A 26631-nucleotide genomic window follows, 5' to 3' on the forward strand; every position below is an offset into this window, starting at 1 on the left:
CAAGGCAGACGTTTATGCTTTAACGACACACGCCGTAGCCCCGCATTCCAAGATGAAAATGGTTAGCATGCGCAGCGTTATAGTCAGGCCCGAGCCCATTGCCATAATAATGGCAACTGGCGTTTAACATAGCGCGTAACCAGGGCCCCGTCTCCTGACGCCCCCAGCCGCGCAGAACAGTGATTTTTCGGCCATCTGATAGCTGAAACCCGCTGACATCCAGCGCTTCTGCGCTGGCATGTTCACTGCGACGCGCATCCGGGCGGTGATAAATATTACGGCAGGCATAGCTACCCAGATGTTCGATGCGGGTCAGGCGGCGCTTCATCCACGTTTCTGTTAAAGGTTTTGCCTGCTGTTCGACAAACAGCGCGGAGCGCAGCGCCAACGGGCAGGAGGCTAAAAAACTGCTGCTCAGTTTGACCTGGCCAAAATCTCTGACGCGCACAACATGGGACAAGGGACATTCACCAGCGCTATCCGCAACAGGTTGTGATGAAATTAATCCCTGTTGATTGGCCGCCGTCAACAGCTCCCGGCACTGCGACGGCGTCAGGCGCTGTAGTTTGAAGGTAGTGATCCAGCCTGGCGGATCGGCAAGTTGTAGCGGAGCAAAAGGATTATAATAAGAGGGAAGATAACGATATCCCAGCCCGCCAATACCGCCCAACAGCACAATAATCAGAAAACCCTTACCTCTCACGCGGCCTCCGTTCTCACATCCCATAAACATTATGGCAGAAGCCCGCGAAACCCGCGTTTTGTCGTGGTAATGTATACGCTTTGCATTCGATGGAATGGGTTTTTAAGATGGCGAAATTGCGGGTAGGAATAGTATTTGGCGGTAAGTCGGCGGAACATGAAGTGTCTTTGCAATCAGCGAAAAATATCGTTGATGCGATCGATAAAACCCGCTTCGACGTGGTGCTGTTAGGGATAGATAAGGCGGGACAATGGCATGTTAACGATGCGGAAAATTATTTGCAGAATGCAGACGATCCGGCACATATCGCGCTACGTCCTTCGGCAATCAGTCTGGCCCAGGTGCCTGGCAAACATCAACACCAATTGATTAACGCCCAAAACGGGCAGCCGCTACCGACGGTAGATGTTATTTTTCCTATCGTCCACGGTACGCTGGGCGAAGACGGCTCATTGCAGGGGATGCTGCGCGTCGCAAACTTACCGTTTGTCGGTTCAGACGTGCTGAGCTCCGCAGCCTGCATGGATAAAGACGTAGCCAAACGACTGCTACGCGATGCAGGACTGAATATCGCCCCGTTTATTACACTCACCCGAACGAATCGTCACGCGTTTAGTTTTGCCGAGGTTGAATCCCGTCTGGGACTGCCGCTGTTCGTTAAGCCCGCCAATCAGGGCTCTTCGGTCGGCGTCAGTAAAGTCGCTAACGAAGCGCAATATCAGCAGGCGGTCGCGCTGGCTTTCGAATTCGATCATAAAGTGGTGGTGGAGCAAGGGATCAAAGGGCGCGAGATCGAATGCGCCGTATTAGGTAACGATAACCCACAGGCCAGTACCTGCGGCGAAATCGTACTGAACAGCGAATTTTACGCCTACGATACTAAGTATATTGATGATAATGGCGCACAAGTTGTCGTGCCTGCGCAGATCCCTTCCGAGGTGAATGACAAGATCCGCGCGATCGCGATCCAGGCTTATCAGACGCTGGGATGCGCGGGTATGGCGCGTGTCGATGTCTTCTTAACGGCAGACAATGAGGTCGTGATTAACGAGATTAATACGCTGCCAGGTTTTACCAATATCAGTATGTATCCAAAACTCTGGCAGGCGAGCGGATTGGGCTATACCGATTTGATCAGCCGTCTGATTGAGCTGGCGCTGGAACGCCATACGGCGAATAACGCCTTAAAAACCACGATGTAATAGCGCACGCCCGATAGCGCAACGTTTATCGGGCGTCTTTTACCTCACCATCTTCGCGCCGGCGAATGATGAACCCCGCCAGCCAGAAGCTAATAATCCACGTTACCAGCCCAACACCATAGGTTTGCCATCCTTTCGCCTCAAATCCCAGCAATCCTACGACGCCATTCAAAATAAAGATAAGGCCAATAGAGAAGGCATAGTAGTGCCAGTCACGACGAATTTTTACAGGCAAACGCATAACGACTCCGACGTATTAACAGCAACAAAAACGTATTTTTGCATACTTCTGGCGAGCGAGTCTGTGGGGGATACGGAATTTCTTAAATGTTAATTGATTTTGATAAAAGTGATCGTTTTGTGACAACTAACAAAAATTTACGCGATGGATACATTCCGTATGTGAAATTACCATGATTCTGATATTGACAAACACAATGACCTGTCAGACTTCACAGTAAGCCGATGGCATAACGCCAGATCGTAGCCGATCATCCTGGAGGTCTTTATGGCTGATTTCACTCTCTCAAAATCGCTGTTCAGCGGGAAGCATCGAGAAACCTCCTCTACGCCCGGAAATATTGCTTACGCCATATTTGTACTGTTTTGCTTCTGGGCCGGAGCGCAACTCTTAAACCTGCTGGTTCATGCGCCGGGCATCTATGAGCATCTGATGCAGGTACAGGATACAGGTCGACCACGGGTAGAGATTGGGCTGGGCGTCGGGACGATTTTTGGCCTGGTGCCCTTCCTCACGGGCTGCCTCATTTTCGCCGTTATCGCCGCGTTTTTACGCTGGCGTCACCGTCACCAATAAACCTTAGCGCGCTGGAGAAAATATCCCAGCGCGAAATTTATCGCCCCATACACCGCGCCCGCCGCTCATCAACTCGTTTAGCAAACCAGGCGGTCGTCAGCTTGCGCGTGATCTTCGGGCTTTCCAGTTGAATACCGGGCAACATTTCCCGCGCAAGCGTCTTGCCCGTTTTGGCCTCGGCCAGTTTATAGACTTTCTTGTAGAGCGCCGTTTTTTCAAACGCCAGGCTATCGCCTTTCTCCAGTTGGCTGCGAATTTCACGCTCACTCATTCCCAACTGCCCTGCCAGTTTGCGTACCGCTAACTCTGTTTTGCCCGGTTCCTTGCTGTTATAACGAATCAGATCGCCATCCAGCGCCAGTTTTACCCCACTGGCTTTACTGACGGCATTCTGGAACGCAGCGTTACGGCTGGCGTACCATCCCGCGTTGAAGTCGGCGAAGCGGAAAACAGGCGCGCTGTAGTTCGCCGGGTAATTCAGCAAATGGTAGGTTCCAAACCACAACCCGCCACGGCGCGTAAAGACCTCCTGACGTACCGTACCCGTCATCTTCCACGGATAGCCTTTCGCGTGCTGTTCGGCAAAGGCAATGCTGACCTGCATCGGGCCGCCCGTATGCACCGGGTTATATGAGCCAAATAGCGTCTGCCCCATAGGAACCATATTGATAAAGTCGTCAAAAATAGCGCTAAGCTGTTTTTCGGTTTTTACCGTGTCCAGCCGTTCGCTATAGCTCTTGCCGTTGGGGGAGTTAATTTTCAGCGCGGTGTGCACCAGAAACAGCGGAATGTGTAGTCGTTCAGCGCGGCGGTCAATCTCCTGCCAGGCGATTTTACTTAGCCCCGGCACGACAGGATCCGCCTGATAACCGGACTCCTGCTGGGCGACAGCCAGCACCGAACAGATATTTTCTACCGTCGGCGCCAGCCCCTGGCTCTTAAACGTTGTCGCGATATCTTTCGCCCAGGCTTCTCTGTCTTTGACACTGGCCGGCATTTTCTGACGTACTACGCTTGCCACGTCGACAGGCTTCTCGCCCTTGCTCACCGGCTGCCCGGATTGACTACTACAGCCAGCCAATATGGCGACCGCCAGAAAAGGCAGAGGGTAAAGACGGGACGCCGCCGACATAACGTTTCCTTCTGTTAGCTAAAAGAGTGGGTCACTTCCTGAACTGGCTGACCATCCAACTGACGTTCAAAGCTACGCAAACGTTTATAAATAGACATCAGCTCCACCAGCGTCGTCCAGGAGTTAATCAAATACTGGAACGAACCGCGCACCTGGCCAAACACGTTGGTGATTTGCGTCATCAGCCCCAGCGTAATCGTACCGGCAACAATGGAAGGAAACAGCAGGAACAAACCGAAAACGTTATCGACCTGCAAATAGAGAATGCGCGCGATGTTGAAATACATATAGTGAAAGTAGAGACGGAAGTAGTTATGGCGCACCGCGCTAAACAGTTCACGGACTGTTGGCGGCGTGGCGCGGCTGGCGTCATCTTCACCGTAGACCAGCTCCTTACGATAAGCGGCTTCCACTCGCTGATTTTTAAATTCCAGCCCTGGCAATTTGATCCCGACGACCGCCAGCAGGCCCGTCCCCATTAATGACCAGACTATGGCGGCAATGACCAGGCCGTAAGGGATATGTCCTACGATGGGTAAATTCGGCACATGCGCTGACAGGGTGACTAACACCGGCAGAAAGGCGATAAGCGTCATGATGGCATTGATAAAACTCACGCCCATGTTCTCCAGTGTAGAGGCAAAACGCATGGTGTCTTCCTGCACACGCTGGGCAGCCCCTTCGATATGGCGCAGGTACTGCCAGTGCGCCATATAGTGCTCATTCATTGCGGTACGCCAGCGAAATACATAGTGGCTGACAAAGAAGTTGTTCAGCACGCCGATCACCACGGCGATAAGCGCAATACCGAGAAACACCCCCACTTCATGATAAAATTGACCAAGAGTGACCTTGTGCGGCGAGCTGAGCGCCGTTTGAATCAAATCATAGAACGGTGCGTACCAGGCGTTAACCGCGACGCCAACCTCCACCAAAAACCAGGTGACAAAAATAATGAGCGAGGTGCCAAGTATCGACCAGTACTGCCAGCGGTGCGGGCTATAGATGAACCAGAACGTTGCAAATAATCCCACGCAAATCAGGTAATAAGCATAAAAAATCAGATAGTCCAGCGACCAAAAGCGCGCTGCGCTGATAGGCACTTCATCGGATGCCCCCACAAGTCGCGCCACCCAATCTCCTCCTCCCGCCTGCCAGAAAATGACGGCGATCAGCGCCCAAACAAACGCCGACATGAAAAACGGCCCTGGCTTTGGGAAAAAAGATTTAAACATCATGCTCTCCTGCTAACTTCTTCTCTTTATTACGGCTGCTGTAACGGCGGCAATATCACGCCATGCCCACGCAAATGAAAGGGCTAAACCAGGCATTGTGACCTACGTTGTGACGCTTAGTTCGCATTTCTGCTCAACAGAATTGTTTCGACGAGTTTCATACACAGCAGGCACGCTGACGCTATCAGGTTATCACAAGCGCTCTATCACAAAAGTAAACATTCTCCATCACGAAAACCCGCCGTTACGTTTTTTCACCCACTTTTTTCTCTTTAACGTTTTGCAATGTGCCGCCGGGTAGTATAAATACGCATAACCACCGTTATTTCACTTATGGACATCACCGTTGAAACGTAGTCTGCTTTTTACTGCCATGCTGTTTGCGGCATCACTTACTTCTGTCCAGGCGGCTCAGCCGATTGCCGATCCGGTTTTTGCCTCTGATATCGTTGATCGTTATGCCGAGCATATCTTTTATGGTAGCGGCGCCACGGGCATGGCGCTGGTGGTGATCGACGGTAATCAACGCGTGTTTCGTAGTTTCGGTGACACCAGACCGGGCAATAATGTTCGTCCACAGCTTGATTCGGTCATTCGTATCGCTTCTCTCACCAAGCTCATGACCAGTGAAATGTTGGTAAAATTGCTCGATCAGGGAACGGTAAAATTAAACGATCCTCTCAGCAAATATGCGCCTCCCGGCGCGCGTGTCCCGACGTATCAAGGCACGCCGATTACGTTGGTCAACTTAGCGACCCACACCAGCGCGCTTCCGCGAGAACAGCCCGGCGGCGCGGCGCATCGTCCGGTATTTGTCTGGCCAACCCGCGAACAACGCTGGAACTGGCTCTCCACAGCAACGTTAAAAGTCGCGCCCGGTTCACAGGCGGCCTATTCCAATCTGGCGTTCGACCTGTTAGCCGACGCGCTGGCGACCGCCTCCGGCAAACCTTATACGCAACTGTTTGAAGAAAAGATTACTCGCCCGCTGGGAATGAAAGACACCACGTTTACCCCCTCTCCCGATCAGTGTAAGCGTCTGATGGTGGCAGAAAAAGGCGCAAGCCCCTGTAATAATACGCTGGCTGCCATTGGCAGCGGTGGGGTCTATTCTACGCCAGGAGATATGATGCGCTGGATGCAACAGTATCTGTCGTCAGATTTCTATCACCGTAGCCAACAGGCCGATCGTATGCAAACGTTGATTTATCAGCGCACACAGTTAAAGAAAATCATTGGGATGGACGTACCGGGTAAAGCCGACGCGCTCGGTCTGGGTTGGGTCTATATGGCGCCAAAAGACGGACGTCCTGGCATTATCCAGAAAACAGGAGGCGGCGGCGGTTTTATTACCTATATGGCGATGATCCCACAATATAATATTGGCGCTTTTGTGGTGGTAACCCGTTCCCCCCTCACGCGTTTTACCAATATGAGCAACGGGATTAACGATTTGGTTACTGAGCTAAGCGGCAATAAACCGATTGCTATTCCTGCATCCTGAGTCGTCGCGCCTCGCGCTATATCAGACGAGGCGCAACATTCTTGTTAATATTCGGAGGGCAAACGGTTAATACTGATCAGTTTGCCTTTATTCATTTCAATGTAATTACCCTTACGCAGGGCCGCGAGAACTTCCGCCACCACCGATCGCGATACGCGCGTTCGTTGATGAATATAATTCATAACACCAATACGTGAGCGAAGTTCTTCATCCCACTCAATCATTGTCATTAACGTCGCACGAATTTGGTCGTAAGAATTATTACCAATGAGCTGCTTGTCACGAAGTTCCAGTACCTGACTTTTCCATACTATCCAACAGAAGGCTTCACGCCACAGTTGGTTCTGCTCAATGATGGCAAGAGTTTGTGATGATGAGAGGCGATAACCGATGCAACCGCTCTCCGCAATTAATTTATATTGTGCCTCTTTTTTCGCCACACCATCGGCTAAGCCGAAAATAAAGGGGGCCTGCACAATACCAATAAGAACTTTATCACCGCGAACTAACGAAACAACCCCCTCTAAAATAACAAAGGTATGGGTATTACTTTCATCAGGTGAACAGATAATCTCTTTATCATTAACAAACTCGAAACGCGTACCATGCTTAGAAAGGCATTTATCGAGTCTGTAGAATTCCTGTAGTGGCTTGCTTAAAGATAACATATGCATTCCTTGCAATAATGCCCGTCAAGTCCTTGACGGGCATTTTTCAGTTTAAATTACCTTTATTTCTCCTGAGAGAAAATGATTACCAAGTATATTTAACACCAACGTTTGCAGACCAGTCTTGATCAACATCACCGCCGCCGAGGTAGTTAGCATCGGTGTAGGCGCTGAAGTTCTTCGTGAAGCTGAACTGAGTACCCAGACCAACACGTACCGCAGAACCTTCTACGCCGTTGTCGATAGAGTCGCCGTTTACGTCAGCATCGTTGTTGGAGTCGTCGTAAACGTAAGCCAGTTTGAAGTACGGGGTCAGCGCCTGATCTTCGCTGTAAGTGAAGGTATAACCTGCATCTACACCGAGTTCATAACGCATGCTGTCGTAAGACTGACCGTCAACTTTCATGTCGTTGCTCAGCTGGTAGTCGTCGCCAGACTGGAACAGACCGGATACGCTGCCGTAAGGCGTTACGTAACCTGCATCACCCAGCTTCAGATCATAACCCAGTTTCAAGCCAAAGCCCCAGGCGTCAGAAGAGGTGTTGCCGTCAACGTAAGTACCGTCGCTCATGTTAGCAGACAAATCGTTGTTGAAGTGAGAGTAGCTTAAGTTACCGTCAACAAAGATGTTGTTTGCGAAACGAGCGGAAGAGTAGATGTAGGCAGACTGGCTGTCCTGATCCACCTGACCGGTACGATCGCTCAGATCGCCTTTCGCGAAGCCTGCTGCCGCACCAACGATCCACTTAGCGTTGTTACCGTCAACTTTGGTATCAACACCGACCATGATGCCATTAACATCCTGATCGTAGTTAATGGTGCCGTTGTCGCCGTTGAAGTTACCGCCGAAGTAGCTTACCCATGCGCCGCCGTTATCCGCCAGGCCATGACGAGCATTGGTCAGACGAGTACCAACGGTGTCTTGTTCCAGGTTCCAGATATTGGTGTTCGCAGAAGGAATGCTCAGCGCCATGTTAGCGTAGTCGGTCAGTTCCATCTGCTGCAGAACAACAGAGTTATCCTGCTGCTGCGCCTGATAGGTGTAAGCGCCGAGGTCAGCTTTGTTAGCTGCAGTAAAGCTAGCAGTAGTGTCAGCGTTATCGTCATAAACACGGACAATTTCTTTATCTTTGTAATCAGCAACAGAACCTGCACCAGTAGCGTTATCAATGCGGACTTTATAGTTACCTGCAACGTCCCCATTAACCGCCAGATGACCATCAGAGTTCAATGCAACCACACCGTAGTCATAATTAGCATCGTAAACGTCGTTGGTAATATAACGTGCGTTGTTCAGATCAGAGTTCAACACATAATCACGGCTGGCGACATTCAGTACGCCACCATCAGTCAAAATCACATTATGTGTATCAACCTGACCCAGACCCAGGTTCAGCTGGGCACCATTATCAACAGTAATGGTATTAGCATACAGAGAAGCGGTCTCTTCTGTCAGAGAAGCGGTACTGTAACTATCCAGATACAGACTATTTGTCGCCACACCACCGGTGTCACCAATGTTCAGAGAAGAAGAATTAGCCAGCGTAATGCTGTCGGCGATTAAACCAGAGTTTTCAACATTTACCTGAGAGACATTATTCACTGTCAGGTCGTCAATATTGGAAATCTTGCGAGTATCCCATTCAGAGCCGTTATCCAGCGCAATATTAAAGATACCGCTCTGATAAACCTCTGCGCCAGCAAGGTGCTCATCATCAGAATAGTAAGTTGAAGACGGCCAAATGCTGTTTGGTACTAAAGCATGCCAATCAGCATCGGTATATCCCCAACCGTACATCTTACCAGTGCCGATTGCCTCAACTTCAGATTGAGCCGCGCCAACCCATTTCGAGCCATTGGTCAGCGTCACGGTTAAAGAGTCAGTATCATCCCAACCATTCGTTGTTGGATTATAGACACCATCATCCGTAGTATCCGTTGCAGGATCACCATTCTCATAGAAGTTGTTGTCGAAGGTGCTACTAAAGAGAATGTCACCAGTGATAGTGGAATGATCAAACGTAGCGGTAGTCTGCATTGAGTTGTCTGCGTTAGTATTATCGCTAACAATTAACGCGGCATCATCAAGGGGATCATCATCATTGTAGCTAAACCAGTAATCTGCAGTGCCATTGTAGTCGCTTGGCTTCTCGCCCTGACCGTAGAAACCATCAGTTCCCAGATCGCTATAGGCACCAGAAGTCAGGACAGAGTCTTTAACAACCAGTGTGTTAGTGAAGATATTATCGCTATTCGCTATACCTTCAACATTATCATACGGGGTATTATCAAGCGTCTGATAGCCCTGTAAGAAAGTGATACCTGCAACATGAGAGTTATTCTGAATGACGATGTCTGACTCTTCATCAACAGTGATAGCATTACCAATATCGTAAGTATCAACAACTTTAGTCGTGGTGGTATCGCCATCAACAACATCATAATAATAATGTTCATAGGTATCGTTGATAGTTGAATTATCAACGGTCAGGCTAAAACGATCGTATTGAGTATGATTCGTACCATCTTCATCGACACCATCATCACATTCATCAGTCATGCACAGAGTAGTAACCATGCCATTGATTGTGCTGTTAGAAATGGACATTGAGTTCGCTGTACCATCAAAACCATCGTCCAGATAGTATGCAGAAATAACGCCATTCACAGTACTTTTATTGATTACTGGATAAATATCGGCATTCCAGATGTTGGTAGAATCAGCAGAAGTGTTATTCCAGTTTACATAGCCATCATACAACCAACCATCATGGTTAGTTACACTGTCGTAACCAAACGTGTTGTAGGTTGTGCCAGAAATATCTTGAGCATTCGCCTGAGAAGTGATTGCCAGAGTGCAAGCCAATGCTAATTGTGAGACTAAAAGTTTCTTTTTCCAGGAGTGCATTTGTCATCCCTCCTCAGGGACGTAATATAGTTGATCCATCAATTATCAATGCATAAAAACATATAGATGTTTAGCAAGGAGGATTATGCGGCGTCATTGCTAAAAGGTTCAATTATTCTTTATCCTCAGTCCGGATTCGGACATGAATTAAAAGGACGTAATAAAAGGAAAATTCATAATTGAAAAGCATTCTTTTTCATGGCCTTACAAGAAAATAAAAAAACAAAACACATATAAGATAAATATGGATTAAAGAAAAACAAAATAAACATGAATAATGTTGAAACCCACATTTACTTAAATGACGATGAAATAAAACTAAAAACAACGTAAAACTAATTCTTATTTAAAATGATATAGTGCCTGAGGTATTAATCTTCGGTATATAAAGGAAGCGTCATGTTCTGCTGCCGCTGGGGCTGCGCCTGCTACGTTAAGGACCGTTTTCGTAAAACATCTGCCTGCAGATTCAGGTATACTGGGCCTTCGATTCCACAAACATCAGGCAGACCATGACAGACCTTATCCATCGCCCTCGCCGCCTGCGCAAATCCGCTGCGCTGCGCGCTATGTTTGAAGAGACAACACTTAGCCTGAACGACCTGGTGTTGCCGATCTTTGTTGAAGAAGAACTCGACGATTACAAAGCTATTGATGCCATGCCCGGCGTAATGCGTATCCCGGAAAAGCAACTGGCGCGAGAGATTGAACGTATCGCAAATGCTGGCATTCGTTCCGTTATGACCTTCGGCATTTCTCACCATACTGATGACACCGGCAGCGATACCTGGAAAGAAGACGGACTGGTGGCAAGAATGTCCCGCATCTGTAAGCAAACCGTGCCGGAGATGATCGTCATGTCCGACACCTGCTTCTGCGAATACACCTCGCACGGCCACTGCGGCGTGTTGTGCGAACACGGAGTGGATAACGATGCGACGCTGGCCAACCTCGGCAAGCAGGCCGTTATCGCGGCGGCGGCTGGAGCAGATTTTATTGCGCCCTCCGCAGCCATGGATGGACAAGTCCAGGCTATCCGCCAGGCGCTGGATGCCGCCGGTTTTACCGATACGGCAATAATGTCCTACTCCACTAAGTTCGCCTCTTCTTTCTACGGCCCCTTCCGTGAAGCAGCGGGTACCGCGTTAAAAGGCGACCGCAAGACGTATCAAATGAATCCGATGAACCGCCGTGAAGCGATTCGCGAATCACTGCTCGACGAAGCCCAGGGCGCGGATTGCTTAATGGTGAAACCGGCCGGCGCGTATCTGGACGTGCTGCGTGAAATCCGCGAACGCACAGAGTTGCCGCTTGGCGCTTACCAGGTGAGCGGTGAATATGCCATGATTAAATTTGCTGCTATGGCTGGCGCCATCAATGAAGAAAAGGTCGTGCTGGAAAGTCTGGGCTCGATTAAACGCGCCGGCGCCGATTTGATTTTCAGCTACTTCGCGCTGGATCTGGCTGAGAAAAATATTCTGCGTTAATTCTGTTACAGGGCGGCGCGCTGCCGCCCTTTCCCGACTTTACACCCCACTATTCAGTCGCAAACGCTAACCCGTTGCCGGACGCGGCTTATCCGGCTTACGGCTATTCCTCGATCGCCTGGCGAATTTGCTGCAACGACGCGGGATCGTCAATGGTTGTCAGATCGCCCGGATCGCGGCCTTCGCAGATCGCCTGGATCGTGCGGCGAAGCATCTTTCCGGAACGCGTTTTGGGGAGCTGCGAGACAAACCAGACATGCGCCGGACGACCAAAGTGACCAATCTGATTGTCTACCAGCGCCATAATCGCGTTTTCCTCGTCGCGCGCCGCCTCGCGATCCGCCAGCGTATCGCTCTGCTTCGGAATGACAAACGCCACCGCCACCTGCCCTTTCAGAGCGTCTTTTATCCCCACTACCGCCACTTCCGCTACGTTCGGGTAGCTGGAGATACTTTCTTCTATTTCTCGCGTCCCCAGCCGATGACCCGCAATATTAATCACATCATCGGTACGGCCCAGAATAAAGTAATACCCCTCGGCGTCGCGGATTCCCCAGTCGAAGGTGGCATAAACCTGACGGGTAAACAGCGACCAGTAAGTCTTCACAAAACGCGCATCGTCGCCCCAAATAGTCTGAATACAGCCCGGCGGCAGCGGCCCTTCGATCACCAGCATGCCTTTTTCATTTATGCCGCAGGGCTCGCCGGTGACTTCATTGAGTAGCTGGACGTTATAACCGTACATCGGCACGCCGGGACTTCCCAGACGCGACGGCCTGTCGTCCAGCGCGCGGGCCAGCGCCATGATCGGCCAGCCGGACTCCGTCTGCCAATAATTGTCGATGACCGGTACGCCCAGCGTCTCCGTCACCCAACTGGCCGTCGGCTCGTCCAGCGGCTCACCGGCCAGATAAAGCGCCTCCAGCGAGGAGAGATCGTGATTGCGGATTTGCGCCGTCGGGAATTTTTTCAGCACGCGAATCGCGGTCGGGGCGGAAAACATCCGGTTAACCTGGTATTTCTCGACAATTTTCCACCAGACCCCGCAGTCCGGGTACGTCGGCAGTCCTTCGTAAACAATAGTCGCCATGCCTGCCAGCAGCGGCGCGTAAACGATATAGGAGTGGCCGACGACCCAGCCGATATCCGATGCGCAAAAGAATACGCCGCCCGCCTTGCCGCCAAAAATGGTGTCCATCGAGGTTGCCAGCGCCACCGCATAACCGCCGACGTCGCGCTGGACGCCTTTCGGTTTGCCGGTAGTGCCGGAGGTGTAAAGAATGCACGAGGTTTCATTGGATTCCAGCCACGCCACCGGCACGCTCGCGCCGAGATGCTGCTGGCGCAACGTGGCAAAATCCAGATCGCGCCCATCCACCCACGCCATTTTCGCCAGCCCTCTGTCCACCAGCAGAACGTGTTTCGGCTGATGCTGCGCCTGCGCAATAGCGTCATCAAGCAGCTTTTTATACGGCAGGATTTTACCGCCCCGCGCTCCGGCATCCGCCGACACAATCAGCGCCGGTCTGGCATCGTCAATCCGCGCCGCTACGCTGTGCGAGGCAAAACCGCCAAAGACCACCGAATGGATCGCGCCAATGCGCGCACAGGCCAGCAGGGTTATCTGCGCTTCGGCAATCATCGGCATATAGACCAATACGCGATCGCCACGCTGCACGCCCAGCGACAGCAGCATAGCGGCCACAGCGTTGACTTCATCATGCAACTGGCTGAAGGTAAATGTGCGCTCTTCATCGGTCTCTGATGAGACGGCAATCAGCGCCAGCGCCTCCGGCTGTTTATCCAGCCAGCGGTCAACGGCGTTATGACATAAGTTAGTGGTGCCGCCGCAAAACCAGCGGGCAAACGGTGGACGGCTATGATCCAGCGTCTGCGTAAACGGCTGTCGCCAGTCGATACGTCGGGCCTGCTCGGCCCAGAACGCCTCCGGTTCGTTAATGGAACGCTGATAAAATTCGCTAAAAGACATCACGCTCTCCTGTTGAACTTACGCCTTACTGCTGGCTGGCTCAGATGACATATAAATCGAGGTATTCGTTAACCGGCATCTGCTCCAGGCGGGCTCTGTCCAGGGAGACATCCAGAATGCGTTGCTGCTGGCGAGTCGGGAACTGACGAGCCAGGTTAATTTTAAATTTTTCGATAAGCTTCGGAATACCGTCGGCGCGGCGACGCGCATGACCAATCGGATACTCCACGACAACCTCGCCAAAGCGTGAGCCATCAGTAAACTCCACGGTGATCGCATTGCCGATAGCTCGTTTTTCCGGGTCGTGATAGTCGGCGGTAAAAGCCGGGTCCTCATAACACACGATTTTCTCGCGCAGGGCGTCAATACGCTTGTCCTGCGCCACCTCGTCTTCATAATCCGCCGCGGTTAACCGTCCGAACAGCAGCGGCACGGCGACCATATACTGGATACAGTGATCGCGGTCCGCCGGGTTATTGAGCGGGCCTTTTTTATCGATAATGCGAAGACAGGCTTCGTGGGTACGGATGGTCACTTTCTCGATATCCGCTGCCGTTTTACCCGCGGCCTGCATCTGCTCATACAGCGTCATCGCCGCTTCGACGGCGGTTTGCGAGTGGAATTCTGCCGGGAAAGAAATTTTAAATAGCACGTTTTCCATCACGTAGGAGCCGTAAGGGTGCTGGAAACGGAACGTTTCACCTTTGAATGAAACGTCGTAGAAGCCCCAGGTTTTGGCGGTGAGCGCCGAGGGATAGCCCATCTCGCCGGTTTTCGCCATCAGCGCCAGACGTACCGCGCGTGAGGTAGCGTCGCCCGCCGCCCAGGATTTGCGCGTACCGGTATTCGGCGCATGACGATAAGTGCGCAACGACTGCCCATCCACCCACGCCAGCGATACCGCGTTAAGGATCTCATCGCGCGTCAGCCCCAGCATTTCAGCGACCACCGCCGTCGAGGCCACTTTCACCAGCAACACATGGTCAAGTCCGACACGGTTGAAGGCGTTTTCCAGCGCGATGCAACCCTGAATTTCATGGGCTTTGATCATCCCGCTCAATACCTGTTTCATGGTCAGCGGCGCTTTGCCGGCGGCGACGGCGTTGCGTGACAGCCAATCCGCAATCGCCAGAATACCGCCCAGGTTATCAGAAGGATGGCCCCACTCGGCGGCAAGCCAGGTATCATTAAAATCGAGCCAGCGGATCATCGCGCCAATGTTAAAGGCTGCCTGTACCGGATCGAGCTGGAACTGGGTGCCCGGCACGCGTGCGCCGTTGGGCACCACCGTGCCTGGCACGATCGGCCCAAGCAATTTTTTACAGGCCGGGTATTCCAGCGCTTCCAGACCACAGCCGAGCGTGTCGAGCAGGCAATAATGCGCGGTGTCGTACGCCACCTTTGAGGTGATCTCGTAATTCATCACGTAATCAACGATATCAACGATTTCACGGTCAAAGTCTGGGCGGATGTTCGAAATATGTGCGGACATAGGGTACAACTCCTGTTTTTATATTTAGAGGTTTTAATTAGCAACGCTTTTCGATCGGCACAAACTGGCGATCGTCCGGGCCGGTATAATTGGCGGAAGGACGAATAATTTTGTTGTCCTGACGCTGTTCAATAATGTGCGCCGCCCAGCCGGTAACGCGGGCGATGACAAACAGCGGGGTGAACATTTCGGTAGGGACGCCCATCATGTTGTAGGAGACCGCCGAAAACCAGTCGAGATTCGGGAACATCTTTTTGGTCTCCCACATCACCGTTTCCAGACGGTCGGCGATGTGGTACATCTTCAGCGAGCCGCCTTCTTCTGAAAGCTGTTTCGCCACCCGTTTGATCACCTGATGGCGCGGGTCGGCGATGGTGTAAACCGGATGTCCAAAGCCAATCACCACCTCTTTGTTTTCCACGCGTTTACGGATATCCGCCTCTGCCTCGTCCGGCGTTTCATAACGCTGTTGAATTTCCAGCGACACCTCATTCGCCCCGCCGTGTTTCGGGCCGCGCAGCGCGCCAATCGCGCCGATAATCGCGGAGTAGACATCCGAGCCGGTCCCGGCAATTACCCGGCTGGTAAACGTCGAGGCGTTGAACTCATGCTCGGCATACAGCACCAGCGAAATATGCATCGCCTTTTCCCAGCTTTGGGTTGGCTTTTCACCGTGCAGCAGATGCAGGAAATGGCCGCCGATGGAATCATCGTCGGTTTCCGGCTGAATACGTTCGCCGTTGTGGCTGTAGTGATACCAGTAAAGAAGGATAGAGCTGAGCGAGGCCAACAGCTTATCGGCAATATCGCGCGCGCCGGAGACGGTATGTCCCTCTTTTTCCGGCAGGGTGCAGCCCAGCGCGGAAACGCCGGTACGCATCACGTCCATCGGGTGCGAGGCCGCCGGTAACGCTTCCAGAACGGTACGGACATTGGCGGGTAATCCGCGCAGCGCTTTTAACTTGCTTTTATACGCGTTCAGCTCGTCGCGGGTCGGTAATTTTCCGTGGATCAGTAAATGCGCGACTTCTTCAAATTCGCAGTGCTCCGCCAGATCGAGAATGTCGTAACCGCGATAGTGCAGATCGTTACCGCTTTTTCCCACGGTACACAGAGCGGTATTTCCGGCAGGTACGCCGGAAAGCGCGACCGATTTTTTAGGCTTAATGACATGCGTGTTGTTTTGCAGGATCGTCGTGTCTGTCATATTGTCCTCGTCATTATTGTAATGTGTAGGGTATTGAGGCGTGTAGGCCGTACCGTAGGCGGGTTAAACGTAGTGCCATCCGGCATTGCCTGATGGCGGCTTCGCCTTATCAGGCCTACAGGCTACGATTTTTTATTCCTGTACAGCGCGTCCAGCTTCTCTTCGAACTGGTAGTAATTGATGCTTTCGTACAGCTCGTTGCGGGTCTGCATGATGTCGATCACGTTCTTTTGCGTCCCTTCCTGGCGCAGCACGGTATAGACTTTTTCTGCGGCGCGGTTCATGGCGCGAAACGCCGACAGCGGATAGAGCGCCATCGCCACGTTTGCGCTGCGCAACTCGTCGGTCGTAAACAGCGGCGTCGCGCCAAACTCAGTGATGTTGGCGAGGATCGGCACCTGCGCCACGTCGGCGAACTGGCGGTACATCGACAGTTCGGTGATCGCCTCCGGGAACAGCATGTCAGCCCCCGCGTCCACGTAAGCCTGCGCGCGATCGAGAGCCGCCTCCAGCCCTTCCACCGCCAGCGCATCGGTACGCGCCATGATCACAAAGTTCGGATCGGTGCGCGCATCCACTGCCGCCCGAATTCGGTCTACCATCTCCTCTTTCGAGACGATCGCTTTGTTTGGACGGTGTCCACAGCGCTTAGCGCCAACCTGGTCTTCAATATGCAGCGCGGCGGCGCCCGCTTTGGCTATGGACTTTACCGTCCGCGCGACATTAAAGGCGGAGGAGCCAAAGCCAATATCCGCATCCACCAACAGCGGCAGCGGGCAAACATCCGTGATGCGCCGGATATCGGTTAACACATCATCCAGCGTAGAAATCCCCAGATCCGGCAGTCCGAGCGAGCCCGCCGCTACGCCGCCGCCAGAAAGATAGATAGCCTGATACCCGGCCCGTTGGGCCAACAGAGCATGGTTGGCATTGATAGCGCCGACAATTTGTAATGGATTCTCTTTAGCGAGCGCGGCGCGAAATGCCTGCCCCGGCGAATGTAAAGACATATCTCGTCCTCATGTTAGTAAATTGTTACTCAGGATGTATTCACCAAAGCAAAGGCTATGCCAGGCAAAGAGGCAGCGAGAAAATTAAATACAATGAGATTTAAAAACAGGCAATTACAGTAATGCCTGTTATGAATAAGCGCGATTAAGGGAAAAGAAAAACGTGTCAGCTAACGTTTCATGAAACGAATCACCCTGTTTCATTGCAACATTTATGAAACACGTTTAAAACAAAAAATCGCCCCTTAAAGATGAGCCTACTGCGATGACGACTGCTCACAGCGCTCCGCGCGATAATAGCGATAAACCGGTGATCTGGACGGTCTCCGTAACGCGTCTGTTCGAACTGTTTCGGGATATCAGCCTGGAATTCGATCATCTGGCGACCATCACGCCTATTCAACTCGGCTTTGAAAAGGCGGTGACCTACATTCGCAAAAAACTGGCGACCGAGCGCTGCGACGCGATTATCGCGGCGGGTTCGAACGGGGCCTATTTAAAAAGTCGCCTGTCAATACCGGTGATCCTCATCAAGCCCAGCGGATTCGATGTATTACAGGCGCTGGCGAAAGCGGGAAAGCTCACCTCGTCTATCGGTATCGTGACCTATCAGGAGACCATTCCGGCTTTACTTGCCTTTCAGAAAACGTTTCACCTCCGTCTTGAACAGCGAAGCTATGTCACCGAAGAGGACGCGCGCGGGCAAATTAACGAACTTAAGGCCAACGGTATTGAAGCCGTCGTCGGCGCGGGATTAATTACCGATCTGGCGGAAGAAGCGGGAATGACCGCCATCTTTATTTATTCCGCGGCGACCGTTCGTCAGGCTTTCCATGATGCGCTGGATATGACCCGTCTGACACGGCGACAGCGCGTGGATTACCCATCCGGCAAGGGATTACAAACCCGGTATGAACTGGGCGATATACGCGGCCAGTCGCCGCAAATGGAGCAGCTCCGCCAGACGATTACGCTCTATGCCCGCTCCCGTGCGGCAGTGCTGATTCAGGGGGAAACAGGGACCGGAAAAGAGCTGGCGGCGCAGGCGATTCACCAGACGTTTTTTCACCGCCAGCCTCACCGTCAGAATAAGCCATCCCCTCCCTTTGTCGCCGTCAATTGCGGCGCGATTACCGAGTCGTTGCTGGAAGCGGAACTGTTTGGTTATGAAGAGGGTGCGTTTACCGGTTCACGACGAGGAGGCCGGGCGGGGCTATTTGAAATCGCACACGGCGGCACGCTGTTTCTGGATGAAATCGGCGAAATGCCCTTGCCGTTACAAACCCGACTTTTGCGCGTACTGGAGGAAAAAGCCGTCACTCGCGTCGGCGGACACCAGCCGATCCCGGTGGAGGTCCGGGTGATCAGCGCTACGCATTGCGATCTGGATCGGGAGATAATGCAAGGACGTTTTCGCCCCGATCTCTTTTATCGCCTGAGTATTCTGCGTCTGACGCTTCCTCCTTTGCGCGAGCGGCAGGCTGATATTTTGCCGCTGGCGGAAAGCTTTTTAAAACAGTCGCTGGCGGCGATGGAAATTCCGTTTACCGAATCGATACGTCATGGATTGACACAGTGTCAGCCGCTTTTGCTGGCCTGGCGCTGGCCCGGTAATATTCGCGAACTGCGTAATATGATGGAGCGCCTGGCGCTTTTTTTAAGCGTCGATCCCGCGCCAACGCTGGACAGGCAATTTATGCGGCAGTTATTACCTGAGCTTATGGTGAACACAGCAGAGCTGACGCCTTCAACCGTGGATGCGAACGCGTTACAGGATGTACTGGCGCGCTTTAAGGGCGATAAGAGCGCCGCGGCGCGTTATCTGGGGATTAGCCGCACCACTCTGTGGCGTCGTTTAAAAGCTGGTGCCAAAGACCAGTCGGATAATTAAGACAAATGACCGCGTCCTGAATGCCTGATGGCGCTACGTTTACTGCAGGCCGTCATCCGGCAAAACGGATGCCGGTTGCCAGGAATAAATATACCCGCCGGAAACCCAGGCGGGTATTTTTATGATGCAACGCTTTTATTTCTTTTTATAAATATCAGCCGTACCATGAATTTTATTTTCTGTCTGCCCGGACGTCAGCACCACCACATCCGCCCCTTTTTCATCCGCCTTTTTGATTAAATCTTCTCTGGCATCCAGCGGCGACATTTCCCCGGTGGTGGAAATCGTGCCAATTTTCGTGTATTCGGAGGCGACTTTATCAAAGTCCGTTTTTTTCATAATTTCTGCGGCATAAACGTTTGTCACAACAAACGCTAATGCGCCAAGCATAACCTTGTAGCCAGTTTTCATAGCAAAACCCTCGTTTTATTATTACGCCATCATCGCTTTATCAGAACAAAAAGGCCGTTCGGACTGATTAAATAAGTAGTGTAGATTGCTGGAAAAATCCAGTCAGCCCCCGCTCTGTCGGCGTAACAACGCGGATTAAAACGCCCCTGCTTTGTGATCTCACTCGCAATCATCTGGTTTGACTATTAATAAGATGAAGGTTATTTCTTGAGGCTAAGAGAAGAGTTGCCTATGGAGCCGTTTCATGCCGTTGTGCTTACCGTCAGTCTGTTTGTGTTAACCTTTTTTAATCCCGGCGCGAATCTGTTTGTGGTGGTGCAAACCAGCCTCGCATCAGGACGCCGGGCGGGAGTCATCACCGGCCTGGGCGTCGCCACGGGAGACGCCTTTTATTCCGGGCTGGGGCTTTTCGGTCTGGCGACGCTCATTACGCAATGCGAAGCGGTATTTTCTCTTATCAAAATTGTCGGCGGCGCCTATTTATTATGGTTCGCCTGGAACAGTATTCGCCACCAGGCGACGCCGCAAATGAGCACGCTCCAGACGCCGATTGCCGCCCCGTGGACAATTTTCTTTCGCCGGGGATTAATGACCGATTTATCCAATCCGCAAACCGTACTGTTTTTTATCAGTATTTTTTCCGTAACGCTTAGCGCAGAAACGCCCACATGGGCAAGGTTAATGGCCTGGGCCGGAATTGTGCTGTCATCCGTTATCTGGCGTATTTTTCTCAGCCAGGCCTTTTCGCTCCCCGCTGTCCGCCGCGCTTATGGACGAATACAGCGCATTGCCAGCCGTGTTATCGGCGCCATTATCGGGATGTTTGCGCTCAGACTTCTCTATGAAGGCGTGACGCACCGCTAATGTTTGCCCGGTAGCCTTTGCTACCGGACGATAAGCGTTATCAAAACGCCCATGACACGCTGCCTACAATGCTACGCTCGGCGCCAAAATAACAATAAGAGAGCGAATTACAGGCAGCGACATAGCGTTTGTCCGTCAGGTTATTTACGTTGAGCTGGGCGCTCAAGCCATTTAACCCAATGCTGGATAAATCATACCCTACCACCATATCGACCAGTGTATAGGACGGCAATGTGTGGGTATTCAGGCGATCGCTGGTCACGCCGTTGACGTACCGGATGCCGGAGCCCAAAGTCAGCCCCTCTAACAGACCGCTTTTCACATCGTAGCTTAGCCAGGCGCTGGCCTGGTTCCGTGGAGCATAAACCGCGCGCTTACCCTGTTCTTGCGGGCTACTTTTCTTATAACGGATATCAGTATAGGTATACGCCGCCTGCAAACGGACGCTATCCGACAAATGGCTAATGGCCTCCAGTTCAACCCCTTTAGACTCAATTTCACCAATCGAGCGGTACGGATCGGTAGGTTCTTCTTTGGTCGCGATATTGGTCTGGTTAATACGATACACGGCGGCGCTAAACTGGCTGTTCCCCCCCAGCGGTTCGTATTTTACCCCCGCCTCCCACTGCTTGCCTTTCATCGGTTCCAGCACATTGCCGTTTTCGTCGGCGAAGCTGGTCGGCGTAAACGCGGTAGAATAACTGAGATAGGGGGCGACGCCATTGTCGAACAGATAAAGCAACGCGGCACGGGTGCTGACGTTGTTTTTATCGAGATCGCTGCGTGAATCATGAAGTTTGTCGATGTTAGACACGCTGACCCGATCGTAACGACCGCCCAACGTAAAGCGCCAGCGATCCCATGACATCTGATCCTGTAAATAGTATCCGGTCTGCCGCAGCTTATGTTTTTCACGGCTATACAACGTAATGTAATCCGGCTGAGCGCCATAAACAGGGTTGAAAGCGTCAATCGGCGGAAACGCGCCATAATAGCCAGTAGTATGATTACTGCGATCCTGATAATCGATCCCCACCAGCAGACGATGATTAATCGCCCCGGTATCCACGCTGCCGTCGAGCTGATTATCCAGCGCGATAGCCGACATTTTCTCCCCGGAGCCGGAATAGCCGCGATTCAGCGCCGTTTCATTCAACCAGCCTGCGGCATAGACCTGATTCAACGTCACTTTGGTATGCAAATAACGCAATTTTTGCCGTACCGACCAGCCGTTATCGAACAGATGCTCAATGTTATAACCCACCATATTTTCACGGCGATCGTATTTGTCGTAGTCATCTTCACCTTCAAAGAAAGTGTTAGAAATTTTTCTGCCGTTATAAGGTACAACCGTGCCTTGATAAGGCAGTCCGGAGTGGCTACCGCCTTCCGGATCACGGTGCAGATAGGCCATAAGATCAAGACGCGTCCGATCGGTAATTCGCCAGGTCAGGCTCGGCATCAGCGCATAACGTTCCTCTTTCAAGGGGGTAAACTGCGAATCGGCGTAACGTGTCATGCCGCTAAGACGCGCCGCCACACGTTCATTGTCATCCAGTGGGCCGGTCACATCAAAAGCCGCCCCGCGCTGGTTGTGATTGCCGGCAAACAGCTTCACCTCTCCCCCGGCATCAAACGCCGGTTTTCGCGACGTCAGCGCGACAATGCCGCCTGGCGATGAACGTCCATACAGAACGGACGCCGGGCCGCGTACCACCTCGATATCTTCCAGAAACCAAGGGTCAACCACCAACGAACTGTGCGAATTGGTGTCGCCCATCATTTTTAACCCGTCGAGATAGACGTTATCCAGACTACCGTCCGAAAAACCACGCAATACGATGTAATCAAAGCGGTTAGACGCGCCTATCTGATTACTGTATACGCCTGGGGTGTAGCTGACCGCCTGACGCACGCTGGTTGCGCCCTGCTCTTCAAACTGCTGGCGGGTAATAATGGATACCGACTGCGGCGTTTCAATATCTGGCGTCGCCAGCTTGGTCGCGCCACTCTGAACGGGCGAGGTGACAATGACGGTATCATTTTTTGTGGTTTCCTGGGCAAAAAGAGGAAAAGTCGCGCCGCCGATAGCTCCGCCTATCAATAGCGCCATACGCGTTGTCGCAAACATGAACATCTCCAAAGGCATCTTTATTGTAAATAAGAATTATTACCTTTTAGAGATCACGGACCACTATGCGTAACGCCAGATTGCCTATGCGCAATGATAAAAAATCACCCAAAGCGGCAGAAAACCGGGTTAGCGGCGGATATTACCGCTCTGGCGGGGCGCGTTACGCACAGTGGCGGGACGCCGTCAGAGACGCGTCACGCAGCTCGCCGGGCGAGCAGCCATAACGCCGACGAAATGCCGTCGCAAAGTTTGTGGCATGTTGATAGCCTGACATCCAGGCGGCCTGCTGCACGCTGTATCCCTCCATCAGATAACGACGCGCGCGCGCCAGGCGGCAATCGCGCAGATAATCAAACACGGTACACCCATAGGCATGGCGAAACTTGCACCGCAGGCTACTTGGACTCATTGCCGCCCGACGCGCCAGTTCGTTCAGCGTGTAGGCTTTTTCCGGCGTCTGCTCCAGTAAACGCCGAATGAGCTCCAGCCGCTGGTATTCACCGGTGACGGGAAGCCCGCGTTTTTGCGTTGCGGGCTGACATAGATTTAGCGCATAGCCCAGCAATTGCAGCATGATGCCTTCCAGCATTAACTGGCGTGACGCCGCATGAGGTCCGGGCTGCTGCGCATAACGTAGCCCCGAAAGCAGAAACTCCGGCACCTGCCAGACCCTCGCCGAGGTTGCGCTATTTTCCCACTCGTCTGCCAGCGAGACAGGCAAACGCTCCCGCCATCCGCCGTCCGGGTACATTCCCAGCGATAAGGTGCGCAATTTACTGTCTGCGCCGTGATGGGCGCGTATCGTCTGCTGCTCACTCAGTTGCGAGCAAAACGCCATCCCCGCGCTCAACAAAAAGGTCTGCTCATTGACAGCCAGCGCGACGTTACCTTCCAGCACCACCAGCATATACAGCGGACTGCTATGGCGAGAGGTGGTTTCATAAGGTTGTAACACGTGAACATCCGAGCGTGTAATGCAAATCCCGCCGGGAAGCGCTATCTCTTCGATATCGCCATGAAGTACGGGACTACTCTGCGTATACTGCGGTAACGCTGGGAAGCGGTAATCAATGCCATAACGCTCGCCAAACGCGATGAAGTCGCTGACGGAAAAGATCTTTTTCATCGCCGGGGCGGCGGAAGAGTGACAGGAGATCGGAGACATTATCAATACCGTTTATCTGCGTTATACCAGAGCGTTAGCCACTGTGTAACCATATCACTGCGGCCCGGGAACGACAATAAAGATGAGAATAATTATCAACCGCTATTGAGGGAAGAGATAAGGCGAGCAAAGGTGATCGATAAACGCCGATCTGTCGATAAAAACGCGCTTTCGCCAGCGACGAAAGCGCGTCCGGGGGTATCAGTCAGGAGCGAAATCCTGCGGAGGTCATGAGCAGTCTGAATAACATTCCGACGCCCGCCAGCAGAAGCACGCTGGCGCACCATATCGCGACCATCCATACGACTCGCCGCGACCATTTTTTCACTTTAACCATCAGTGATATCCCTCTCCGTGTCGCACTTTTCCACGGAAGACGTAGTAGCTCCAGAAGGTATAAGCCAGGATAATCGGGATGATTATCAGCGCCCCAACCAGCATGAAGCTTTGACTTTGCGGTGGCGCGGCGGCGGCATACAGCGAAATATCCGGTGGAATAATATTCGGCCAAATACTGATGCCTAACCCGCTGAACCCCAGAAAAATCAGCCCTAGCGTGAGAATAAATGGACGCGCATGGGATTCTGGTTTTTTCACGCTGCGCCATAGCCAGATGCTAAAAGCCAACACCAGCACAGGCACCGGCAGGAAGTAGTATAAATTGGGCAGCGTGAACCAGCGCCCGGCGATGTCGTCGTGGGTGAGCGGCGTCCACACGCTGACGCCTCCCATCACCAACAACAAGACGATCAACAACGGGCGCGACAGCGCGCACATCCGGCTATGCAGCGGATCTTCGCTTTTCATAATCAGCCAGGTAGCGCCCAGCAGCGCGTAGGTGACAACCAGACCGATGCCGCAGAACAGATTAAACGGCGTCAGCCAGTCAAGCTGCGAACCGCTAAAGGTTCGCCCTTCCACCTGAAAACCGCTCACCACCGCCCCCACCACAACCCCCTGGGCAAAGGTCGCCAGGATTGACCCGACGATAAAGGATTTATCCCAGAACGCGCGATGCGACTCGGTGGCTTTAAAACGGAATTCAAAAGCGACGCCGCGAAAGATAAGACCAAGCAGCATAACCACCAGCGGGATAGTCAGCGCGTCGGTGATGACGGCATAAGCCAACGGGAACGCGCCAAAAAGCCCGGCCCCGCCCAGCACCAGCCAGGTTTCGTTCCCGTCCCATACCGGCGCGACCGAGTTCACCATAACATCGCGATCGTGTTTATCGCGAATAAACGGAAACAGGATACCGACGCCCAGATCGAACCCATCCATTACGATATACATCAGCGTGGCGAACACGATAATAGCAAACCAGATAACCGGAAGATCGATGGTCATTCGCGTTTCTCCTGCTCAAGCGATTCTCCCACGGCAGAGATAGGACGCGCGGGTCTGCCATCGGTTTCAGCGGTCGGTGTCTCCGCTGGCTGCGGCCCTTTCTGGATAAGACGAATCATATAAATATAGCCAACCCCAAAGACCAGGGAATAGACCACAAAGAAGGCCAGCAAACTGATGCTCATCTGCAAGGTGCTGTGCGCGGAAACCGCATCACGCGTTCGCAGCAGGCCATAGACCACCCACGGCTGACGTCCTACTTCAGTCGTCACCCATCCGGCAAGGATGGCGATAAGCCCGGACGGCCCCATCCACAGCGCAAAGTGCATAAAGGGCCGCGAATGATACAGTCGGCGTCGGTAGCGTAGCCACAGGCTGGCCAGCCCCAGGAAGATCATCAGTACGCCCATGCCCACCATCAGACGGAAAGACCAGAACACCACGGTAGAGTTGGGGCGATCCTCTTTGGGATAATCTTTTAGCGCAGGCACCTGTTTGTCCAGGCTATGCGTCAGGATCAGACTGCCCAACGCCGGGATCTCAAGCGCATAGCGGGTCCGTTCCGCCTCCATATCCGGCCAGCCTACCAGCGTAAGCGGCGTTGGCTCACCGGGCGTATTTTCCCAGTGCCCCTCAATCGCGGCAATTTTGACCGGCTGATGCTTCAGGGTGTTAAGGCCGTGCATATCGCCAATCAATGCCTGAACGGGCGCCACCACGACCGCCATCCATAACGCCATCGAGAACATACGGCGGATAGCCGGCGTATCGTTACCTTTCAGTAAATGCCAGGCAGCGGACGCGCCGACAAACATCGCGCTACTTAAAAACGCCGCAACGGACATATGCAACAGGCGATACGGGAACGACGGGTTGAAAATCACCGCGAACCAGTCCACCGGGACCACCTGACCGTTGTGAATTTCAAATCCCTGCGGGGTATGCATCCAGCTATTAGACGCCAGAATCCAGAACGTCGACATTAACGTGCCCAGCGCCACCATACAGGTAGACAAGAAATGCAGGCCCGGCCCGACTTTGTTCCAGCCAAAAAGCATCACGCCTAAGAATCCCGCTTCCAGGAAGAATGCGGTGAGCACTTCATAGGTTAATAAAGGCCCGGTGATACTGCCGGCGAACTGGGAGAAACCGCTCCAGTTCGTTCCGAACTGGTAAGCCATGACCAGACCGGAGACCACGCCCATCCCGAAGTTGACGGCAAAAATTTTGAGCCAGAACTGATAGAGCGAGCGCCAGACAGGATTACGCGTTTTTAGCCATAAACCTTCCAGTACCACCAGGTAACTGGCTAAGCCAATCGTAATCGCGGGGAAAATAATATGAAAAGAGACGGTAAAGGCAAACTGGAGTCTCGCTAAAAAGAATGCATCAAACTCCATGTTCCCTCCCGTTTATATATAGTCACTTCGTGTAAAATATTCACTGTTCGCAACAAGGTTGAAA

23 protein-coding genes are annotated in these 26631 nt (G+C 52.5%); 6 read left to right on the top strand and 17 right to left on the bottom strand.

Going from position 1 to position 26631, the window contains the following annotated elements; genetic code table 11:
- Window positions 1-19 precede the first annotated feature (19 nt).
- On the bottom strand, window positions 20-733 hold the full coding sequence (locus ACLJRS_RS13190) for an extensin family protein (protein WP_000480794.1): 714 nt from the start codon (window positions 731-733) through the stop codon (window positions 20-22).
- 77 nt (window positions 734-810) lie between these two features.
- On the opposite strand from ACLJRS_RS13190, the gene ddlA reads away from it, so the two are divergent.
- Window positions 811-1905, top strand: a complete 1095-nt coding sequence (ddlA, locus tag ACLJRS_RS13195) for a D-alanine--D-alanine ligase (RefSeq protein ID WP_001096588.1) — start codon at window positions 811-813, stop codon at window positions 1903-1905.
- 25 nt (window positions 1906-1930) lie between these two features.
- On the opposite strand, the gene ACLJRS_RS13200 is transcribed toward ddlA, so the two are convergent.
- Entirely contained in the window at window positions 1931-2146 is a 216-nt protein-coding gene (locus ACLJRS_RS13200) for a DUF2754 family protein (protein WP_001239242.1), read from the bottom strand.
- Between the two features lie 267 nt (window positions 2147-2413).
- On the opposite strand from ACLJRS_RS13200, the gene ACLJRS_RS13205 reads away from it, so the two are divergent.
- Window positions 2414-2722: a YaiY family protein gene (locus tag ACLJRS_RS13205; RefSeq protein WP_000763139.1), complete on the top strand. Its 309-nt coding sequence runs from the start codon at window positions 2414-2416 to the stop codon at window positions 2720-2722.
- Window positions 2723-2759: 37 nt separating this feature from the next.
- Here ACLJRS_RS13205 and yaiW read toward each other — a convergent pair whose 3' ends face one another.
- Both yaiW and sbmA read right to left on the bottom strand, forming a co-directional pair.
- Complete coding sequence (yaiW, locus tag ACLJRS_RS13210; protein ID WP_001271421.1) at window positions 2760-3854, bottom strand: surface-exposed outer membrane lipoprotein YaiW; 1095 nt, start codon at window positions 3852-3854, stop codon at window positions 2760-2762.
- 14 nt (window positions 3855-3868) lie between these two features.
- Window positions 3869-5089, bottom strand: a complete 1221-nt coding sequence (gene sbmA, locus ACLJRS_RS13215) for a peptide antibiotic transporter SbmA (RefSeq protein ID WP_000477024.1) — start codon at window positions 5087-5089, stop codon at window positions 3869-3871.
- A gap of 346 nt (window positions 5090-5435) precedes the next feature.
- Here sbmA and ampH point away from each other — a divergent pair, with 346 nt between their 5' ends.
- Entirely contained in the window at window positions 5436-6593 is a 1158-nt protein-coding gene (gene ampH, locus ACLJRS_RS13220; RefSeq protein WP_000830786.1) for a D-alanyl-D-alanine-carboxypeptidase/endopeptidase AmpH, read from the top strand.
- A gap of 44 nt (window positions 6594-6637) precedes the next feature.
- Here the strand turns inward: ampH and iprA are convergent, their stop codons facing one another.
- Window positions 6638-7261: a hydrogen peroxide resistance inhibitor IprA gene (iprA, locus tag ACLJRS_RS13225; protein WP_000950242.1), complete on the bottom strand. Its 624-nt coding sequence runs from the start codon at window positions 7259-7261 to the stop codon at window positions 6638-6640.
- Between the two features lie 85 nt (window positions 7262-7346).
- Window positions 7347-10169, bottom strand: coding sequence for an autotransporter outer membrane beta-barrel domain-containing protein (locus ACLJRS_RS13230; protein WP_000556403.1), 2823 nt, complete (start codon window positions 10167-10169; stop codon window positions 7347-7349).
- A 512-nt stretch (window positions 10170-10681) separates the two neighbouring features.
- Here ACLJRS_RS13230 and hemB point away from each other — a divergent pair.
- The gene (hemB, locus tag ACLJRS_RS13235) at window positions 10682-11656 is read left to right on the top strand and encodes a porphobilinogen synthase (protein WP_000130726.1); all 975 of its coding nucleotides are present in this window, start codon (window positions 10682-10684) and stop codon (window positions 11654-11656) included.
- Window positions 11657-11759: 103 nt separating this feature from the next.
- Here the strand turns inward: hemB and prpE are convergent, their stop codons facing one another.
- From prpE to prpB, 4 genes are all read right to left on the bottom strand, one after another.
- Complete coding sequence (gene prpE / locus ACLJRS_RS13240) at window positions 11760-13646, bottom strand: propionate--CoA ligase (RefSeq protein WP_000010206.1); 1887 nt, start codon at window positions 13644-13646, stop codon at window positions 11760-11762.
- Window positions 13647-13686: 40 nt separating this feature from the next.
- Window positions 13687-15138 (bottom strand): bifunctional 2-methylcitrate dehydratase/aconitate hydratase, encoded by a 1452-nt coding sequence (locus ACLJRS_RS13245; RefSeq protein WP_410957829.1) that lies wholly within the window; start codon window positions 15136-15138, stop codon window positions 13687-13689.
- A 37-nt stretch (window positions 15139-15175) separates the two neighbouring features.
- Window positions 15176-16345 (bottom strand): 2-methylcitrate synthase, encoded by a 1170-nt coding sequence (prpC, locus tag ACLJRS_RS13250; RefSeq protein ID WP_000132748.1) that lies wholly within the window; start codon window positions 16343-16345, stop codon window positions 15176-15178.
- A 122-nt stretch (window positions 16346-16467) separates the two neighbouring features.
- Window positions 16468-17355 (bottom strand): methylisocitrate lyase, encoded by an 888-nt coding sequence (gene prpB / locus ACLJRS_RS13255; protein WP_000052223.1) that lies wholly within the window; start codon window positions 17353-17355, stop codon window positions 16468-16470.
- Between the two features lie 265 nt (window positions 17356-17620).
- On the opposite strand from prpB, the gene prpR reads away from it, so the two are divergent.
- Window positions 17621-19246 (top strand): propionate catabolism operon regulatory protein PrpR, encoded by a 1626-nt coding sequence (gene prpR, locus ACLJRS_RS13260; protein WP_000205281.1) that lies wholly within the window; start codon window positions 17621-17623, stop codon window positions 19244-19246.
- A gap of 135 nt (window positions 19247-19381) precedes the next feature.
- Here the strand turns inward: prpR and yahO are convergent, their stop codons facing one another.
- On the bottom strand, window positions 19382-19657 hold the full coding sequence (gene yahO, locus ACLJRS_RS13265) for a DUF1471 family periplasmic protein YahO (protein WP_000848026.1): 276 nt from the start codon (window positions 19655-19657) through the stop codon (window positions 19382-19384).
- Window positions 19658-19888: 231 nt separating this feature from the next.
- Between yahO and ACLJRS_RS13270 the strand changes: the two genes are divergently transcribed.
- Complete coding sequence (locus ACLJRS_RS13270; protein ID WP_000433131.1) at window positions 19889-20521, top strand: LysE family transporter; 633 nt, start codon at window positions 19889-19891, stop codon at window positions 20519-20521.
- A 40-nt stretch (window positions 20522-20561) separates the two neighbouring features.
- On the opposite strand, the gene foxA is transcribed toward ACLJRS_RS13270, so the two are convergent.
- The 6 genes from foxA to ACLJRS_RS13300 form a co-directional block, all read right to left on the bottom strand.
- A complete protein-coding gene (foxA, locus tag ACLJRS_RS13275; protein WP_001127719.1) occupies window positions 20562-22670 on the bottom strand; it encodes a ferrioxamine B receptor FoxA in 2109 nt (702 codons plus the stop codon).
- 145 nt (window positions 22671-22815) lie between these two features.
- The gene (gene foxR / locus ACLJRS_RS13280; protein WP_000074605.1) at window positions 22816-23820 is read right to left on the bottom strand and encodes a ferrioxamine uptake transcriptional regulator FoxR; all 1005 of its coding nucleotides are present in this window, start codon (window positions 23818-23820) and stop codon (window positions 22816-22818) included.
- Window positions 23821-23915: 95 nt separating this feature from the next.
- Entirely contained in the window at window positions 23916-24107 is a 192-nt protein-coding gene (locus tag ACLJRS_RS13285; protein WP_229024486.1) for a hypothetical protein, read from the bottom strand.
- Window positions 24026-24211, bottom strand: coding sequence for a DUF2474 domain-containing protein (locus ACLJRS_RS13290; protein ID WP_306292668.1), 186 nt, complete (start codon window positions 24209-24211; stop codon window positions 24026-24028). Before ACLJRS_RS13290 ends, ACLJRS_RS13285 begins: the two co-directional genes overlap by 82 nt.
- Window positions 24157-25167: a cytochrome d ubiquinol oxidase subunit II gene (gene cydB / locus ACLJRS_RS13295; protein ID WP_000151041.1), complete on the bottom strand. Its 1011-nt coding sequence runs from the start codon at window positions 25165-25167 to the stop codon at window positions 24157-24159. The genes ACLJRS_RS13290 and cydB overlap by 55 nt, the downstream gene beginning before the upstream one ends.
- Window positions 25164-26567: a cytochrome ubiquinol oxidase subunit I gene (locus ACLJRS_RS13300; RefSeq protein ID WP_000393711.1), complete on the bottom strand. Its 1404-nt coding sequence runs from the start codon at window positions 26565-26567 to the stop codon at window positions 25164-25166. The genes cydB and ACLJRS_RS13300 overlap by 4 nt, the downstream gene beginning before the upstream one ends.
- Window positions 26568-26631: the final 64 nt, after the last annotated feature.

This window comes from Salmonella sp. SAL00670, assembly GCF_046552235.1.
GTDB classification, from domain to species: domain Bacteria; phylum Pseudomonadota; class Gammaproteobacteria; order Enterobacterales; family Enterobacteriaceae; genus Salmonella; species Salmonella enterica.

Bases quoted from the DNA above. Each gene is read 5' to 3' on its own strand.
- yahO (WP_000848026.1), bottom strand. From the start codon at position 19,657: ATGAAAACTGGCTACAAGGTTATGCTTGGCGCATTAGCGTTTGTTGTG.
- sbmA (WP_000477024.1), bottom strand. From the start codon at position 5,089: ATGTTTAAATCTTTTTTCCCAAAGCCAGGGCCGTTTTTCATGTCGGCG.
- foxA (WP_001127719.1), bottom strand. From the start codon at position 22,670: ATGCCTTTGGAGATGTTCATGTTTGCGACAACGCGTATGGCGCTATTG.
- foxR (WP_000074605.1), bottom strand. From the start codon at position 23,820: ATGTCTCCGATCTCCTGTCACTCTTCCGCCGCCCCGGCGATGAAAAAG.
- iprA (WP_000950242.1), bottom strand. From the start codon at position 7,261: ATGTTATCTTTAAGCAAGCCACTACAGGAATTCTACAGACTCGATAAA.
- prpE (WP_000010206.1), bottom strand. From the start codon at position 13,646: ATGTCTTTTAGCGAATTTTATCAGCGTTCCATTAACGAACCGGAGGCG.
- hemB (WP_000130726.1), top strand. From the start codon at position 10,682: ATGACAGACCTTATCCATCGCCCTCGCCGCCTGCGCAAATCCGCTGCG.
- ACLJRS_RS13190 (WP_000480794.1), bottom strand. From the start codon at position 733: ATGTTTATGGGATGTGAGAACGGAGGCCGCGTGAGAGGTAAGGGTTTT.
- ddlA (WP_001096588.1), top strand. From the start codon at position 811: ATGGCGAAATTGCGGGTAGGAATAGTATTTGGCGGTAAGTCGGCGGAA.
- ACLJRS_RS13245 (WP_410957829.1), bottom strand. From the start codon at position 15,138: ATGTCCGCACATATTTCGAACATCCGCCCAGACTTTGACCGTGAAATC.
- prpC (WP_000132748.1), bottom strand. From the start codon at position 16,345: ATGACAGACACGACGATCCTGCAAAACAACACGCATGTCATTAAGCCT.
- ACLJRS_RS13300 (WP_000393711.1), bottom strand. From the start codon at position 26,567: ATGGAGTTTGATGCATTCTTTTTAGCGAGACTCCAGTTTGCCTTTACC.
- ACLJRS_RS13205 (WP_000763139.1), top strand. From the start codon at position 2,414: ATGGCTGATTTCACTCTCTCAAAATCGCTGTTCAGCGGGAAGCATCGA.
- prpB (WP_000052223.1), bottom strand. From the start codon at position 17,355: ATGTCTTTACATTCGCCGGGGCAGGCATTTCGCGCCGCGCTCGCTAAA.
- cydB (WP_000151041.1), bottom strand. From the start codon at position 25,167: ATGACCATCGATCTTCCGGTTATCTGGTTTGCTATTATCGTGTTCGCC.
- yaiW (WP_001271421.1), bottom strand. From the start codon at position 3,854: ATGTCGGCGGCGTCCCGTCTTTACCCTCTGCCTTTTCTGGCGGTCGCC.
- ACLJRS_RS13285 (WP_229024486.1), bottom strand. From the start codon at position 24,107: ATGGTGCGCCAGCGTGCTTCTGCTGGCGGGCGTCGGAATGTTATTCAG.
- prpR (WP_000205281.1), top strand. From the start codon at position 17,621: ATGACGACTGCTCACAGCGCTCCGCGCGATAATAGCGATAAACCGGTG.
- ACLJRS_RS13230 (WP_000556403.1), bottom strand. From the start codon at position 10,169: ATGCACTCCTGGAAAAAGAAACTTTTAGTCTCACAATTAGCATTGGCT.
- ACLJRS_RS13200 (WP_001239242.1), bottom strand. From the start codon at position 2,146: ATGCGTTTGCCTGTAAAAATTCGTCGTGACTGGCACTACTATGCCTTC.
- ACLJRS_RS13270 (WP_000433131.1), top strand. From the start codon at position 19,889: ATGGAGCCGTTTCATGCCGTTGTGCTTACCGTCAGTCTGTTTGTGTTA.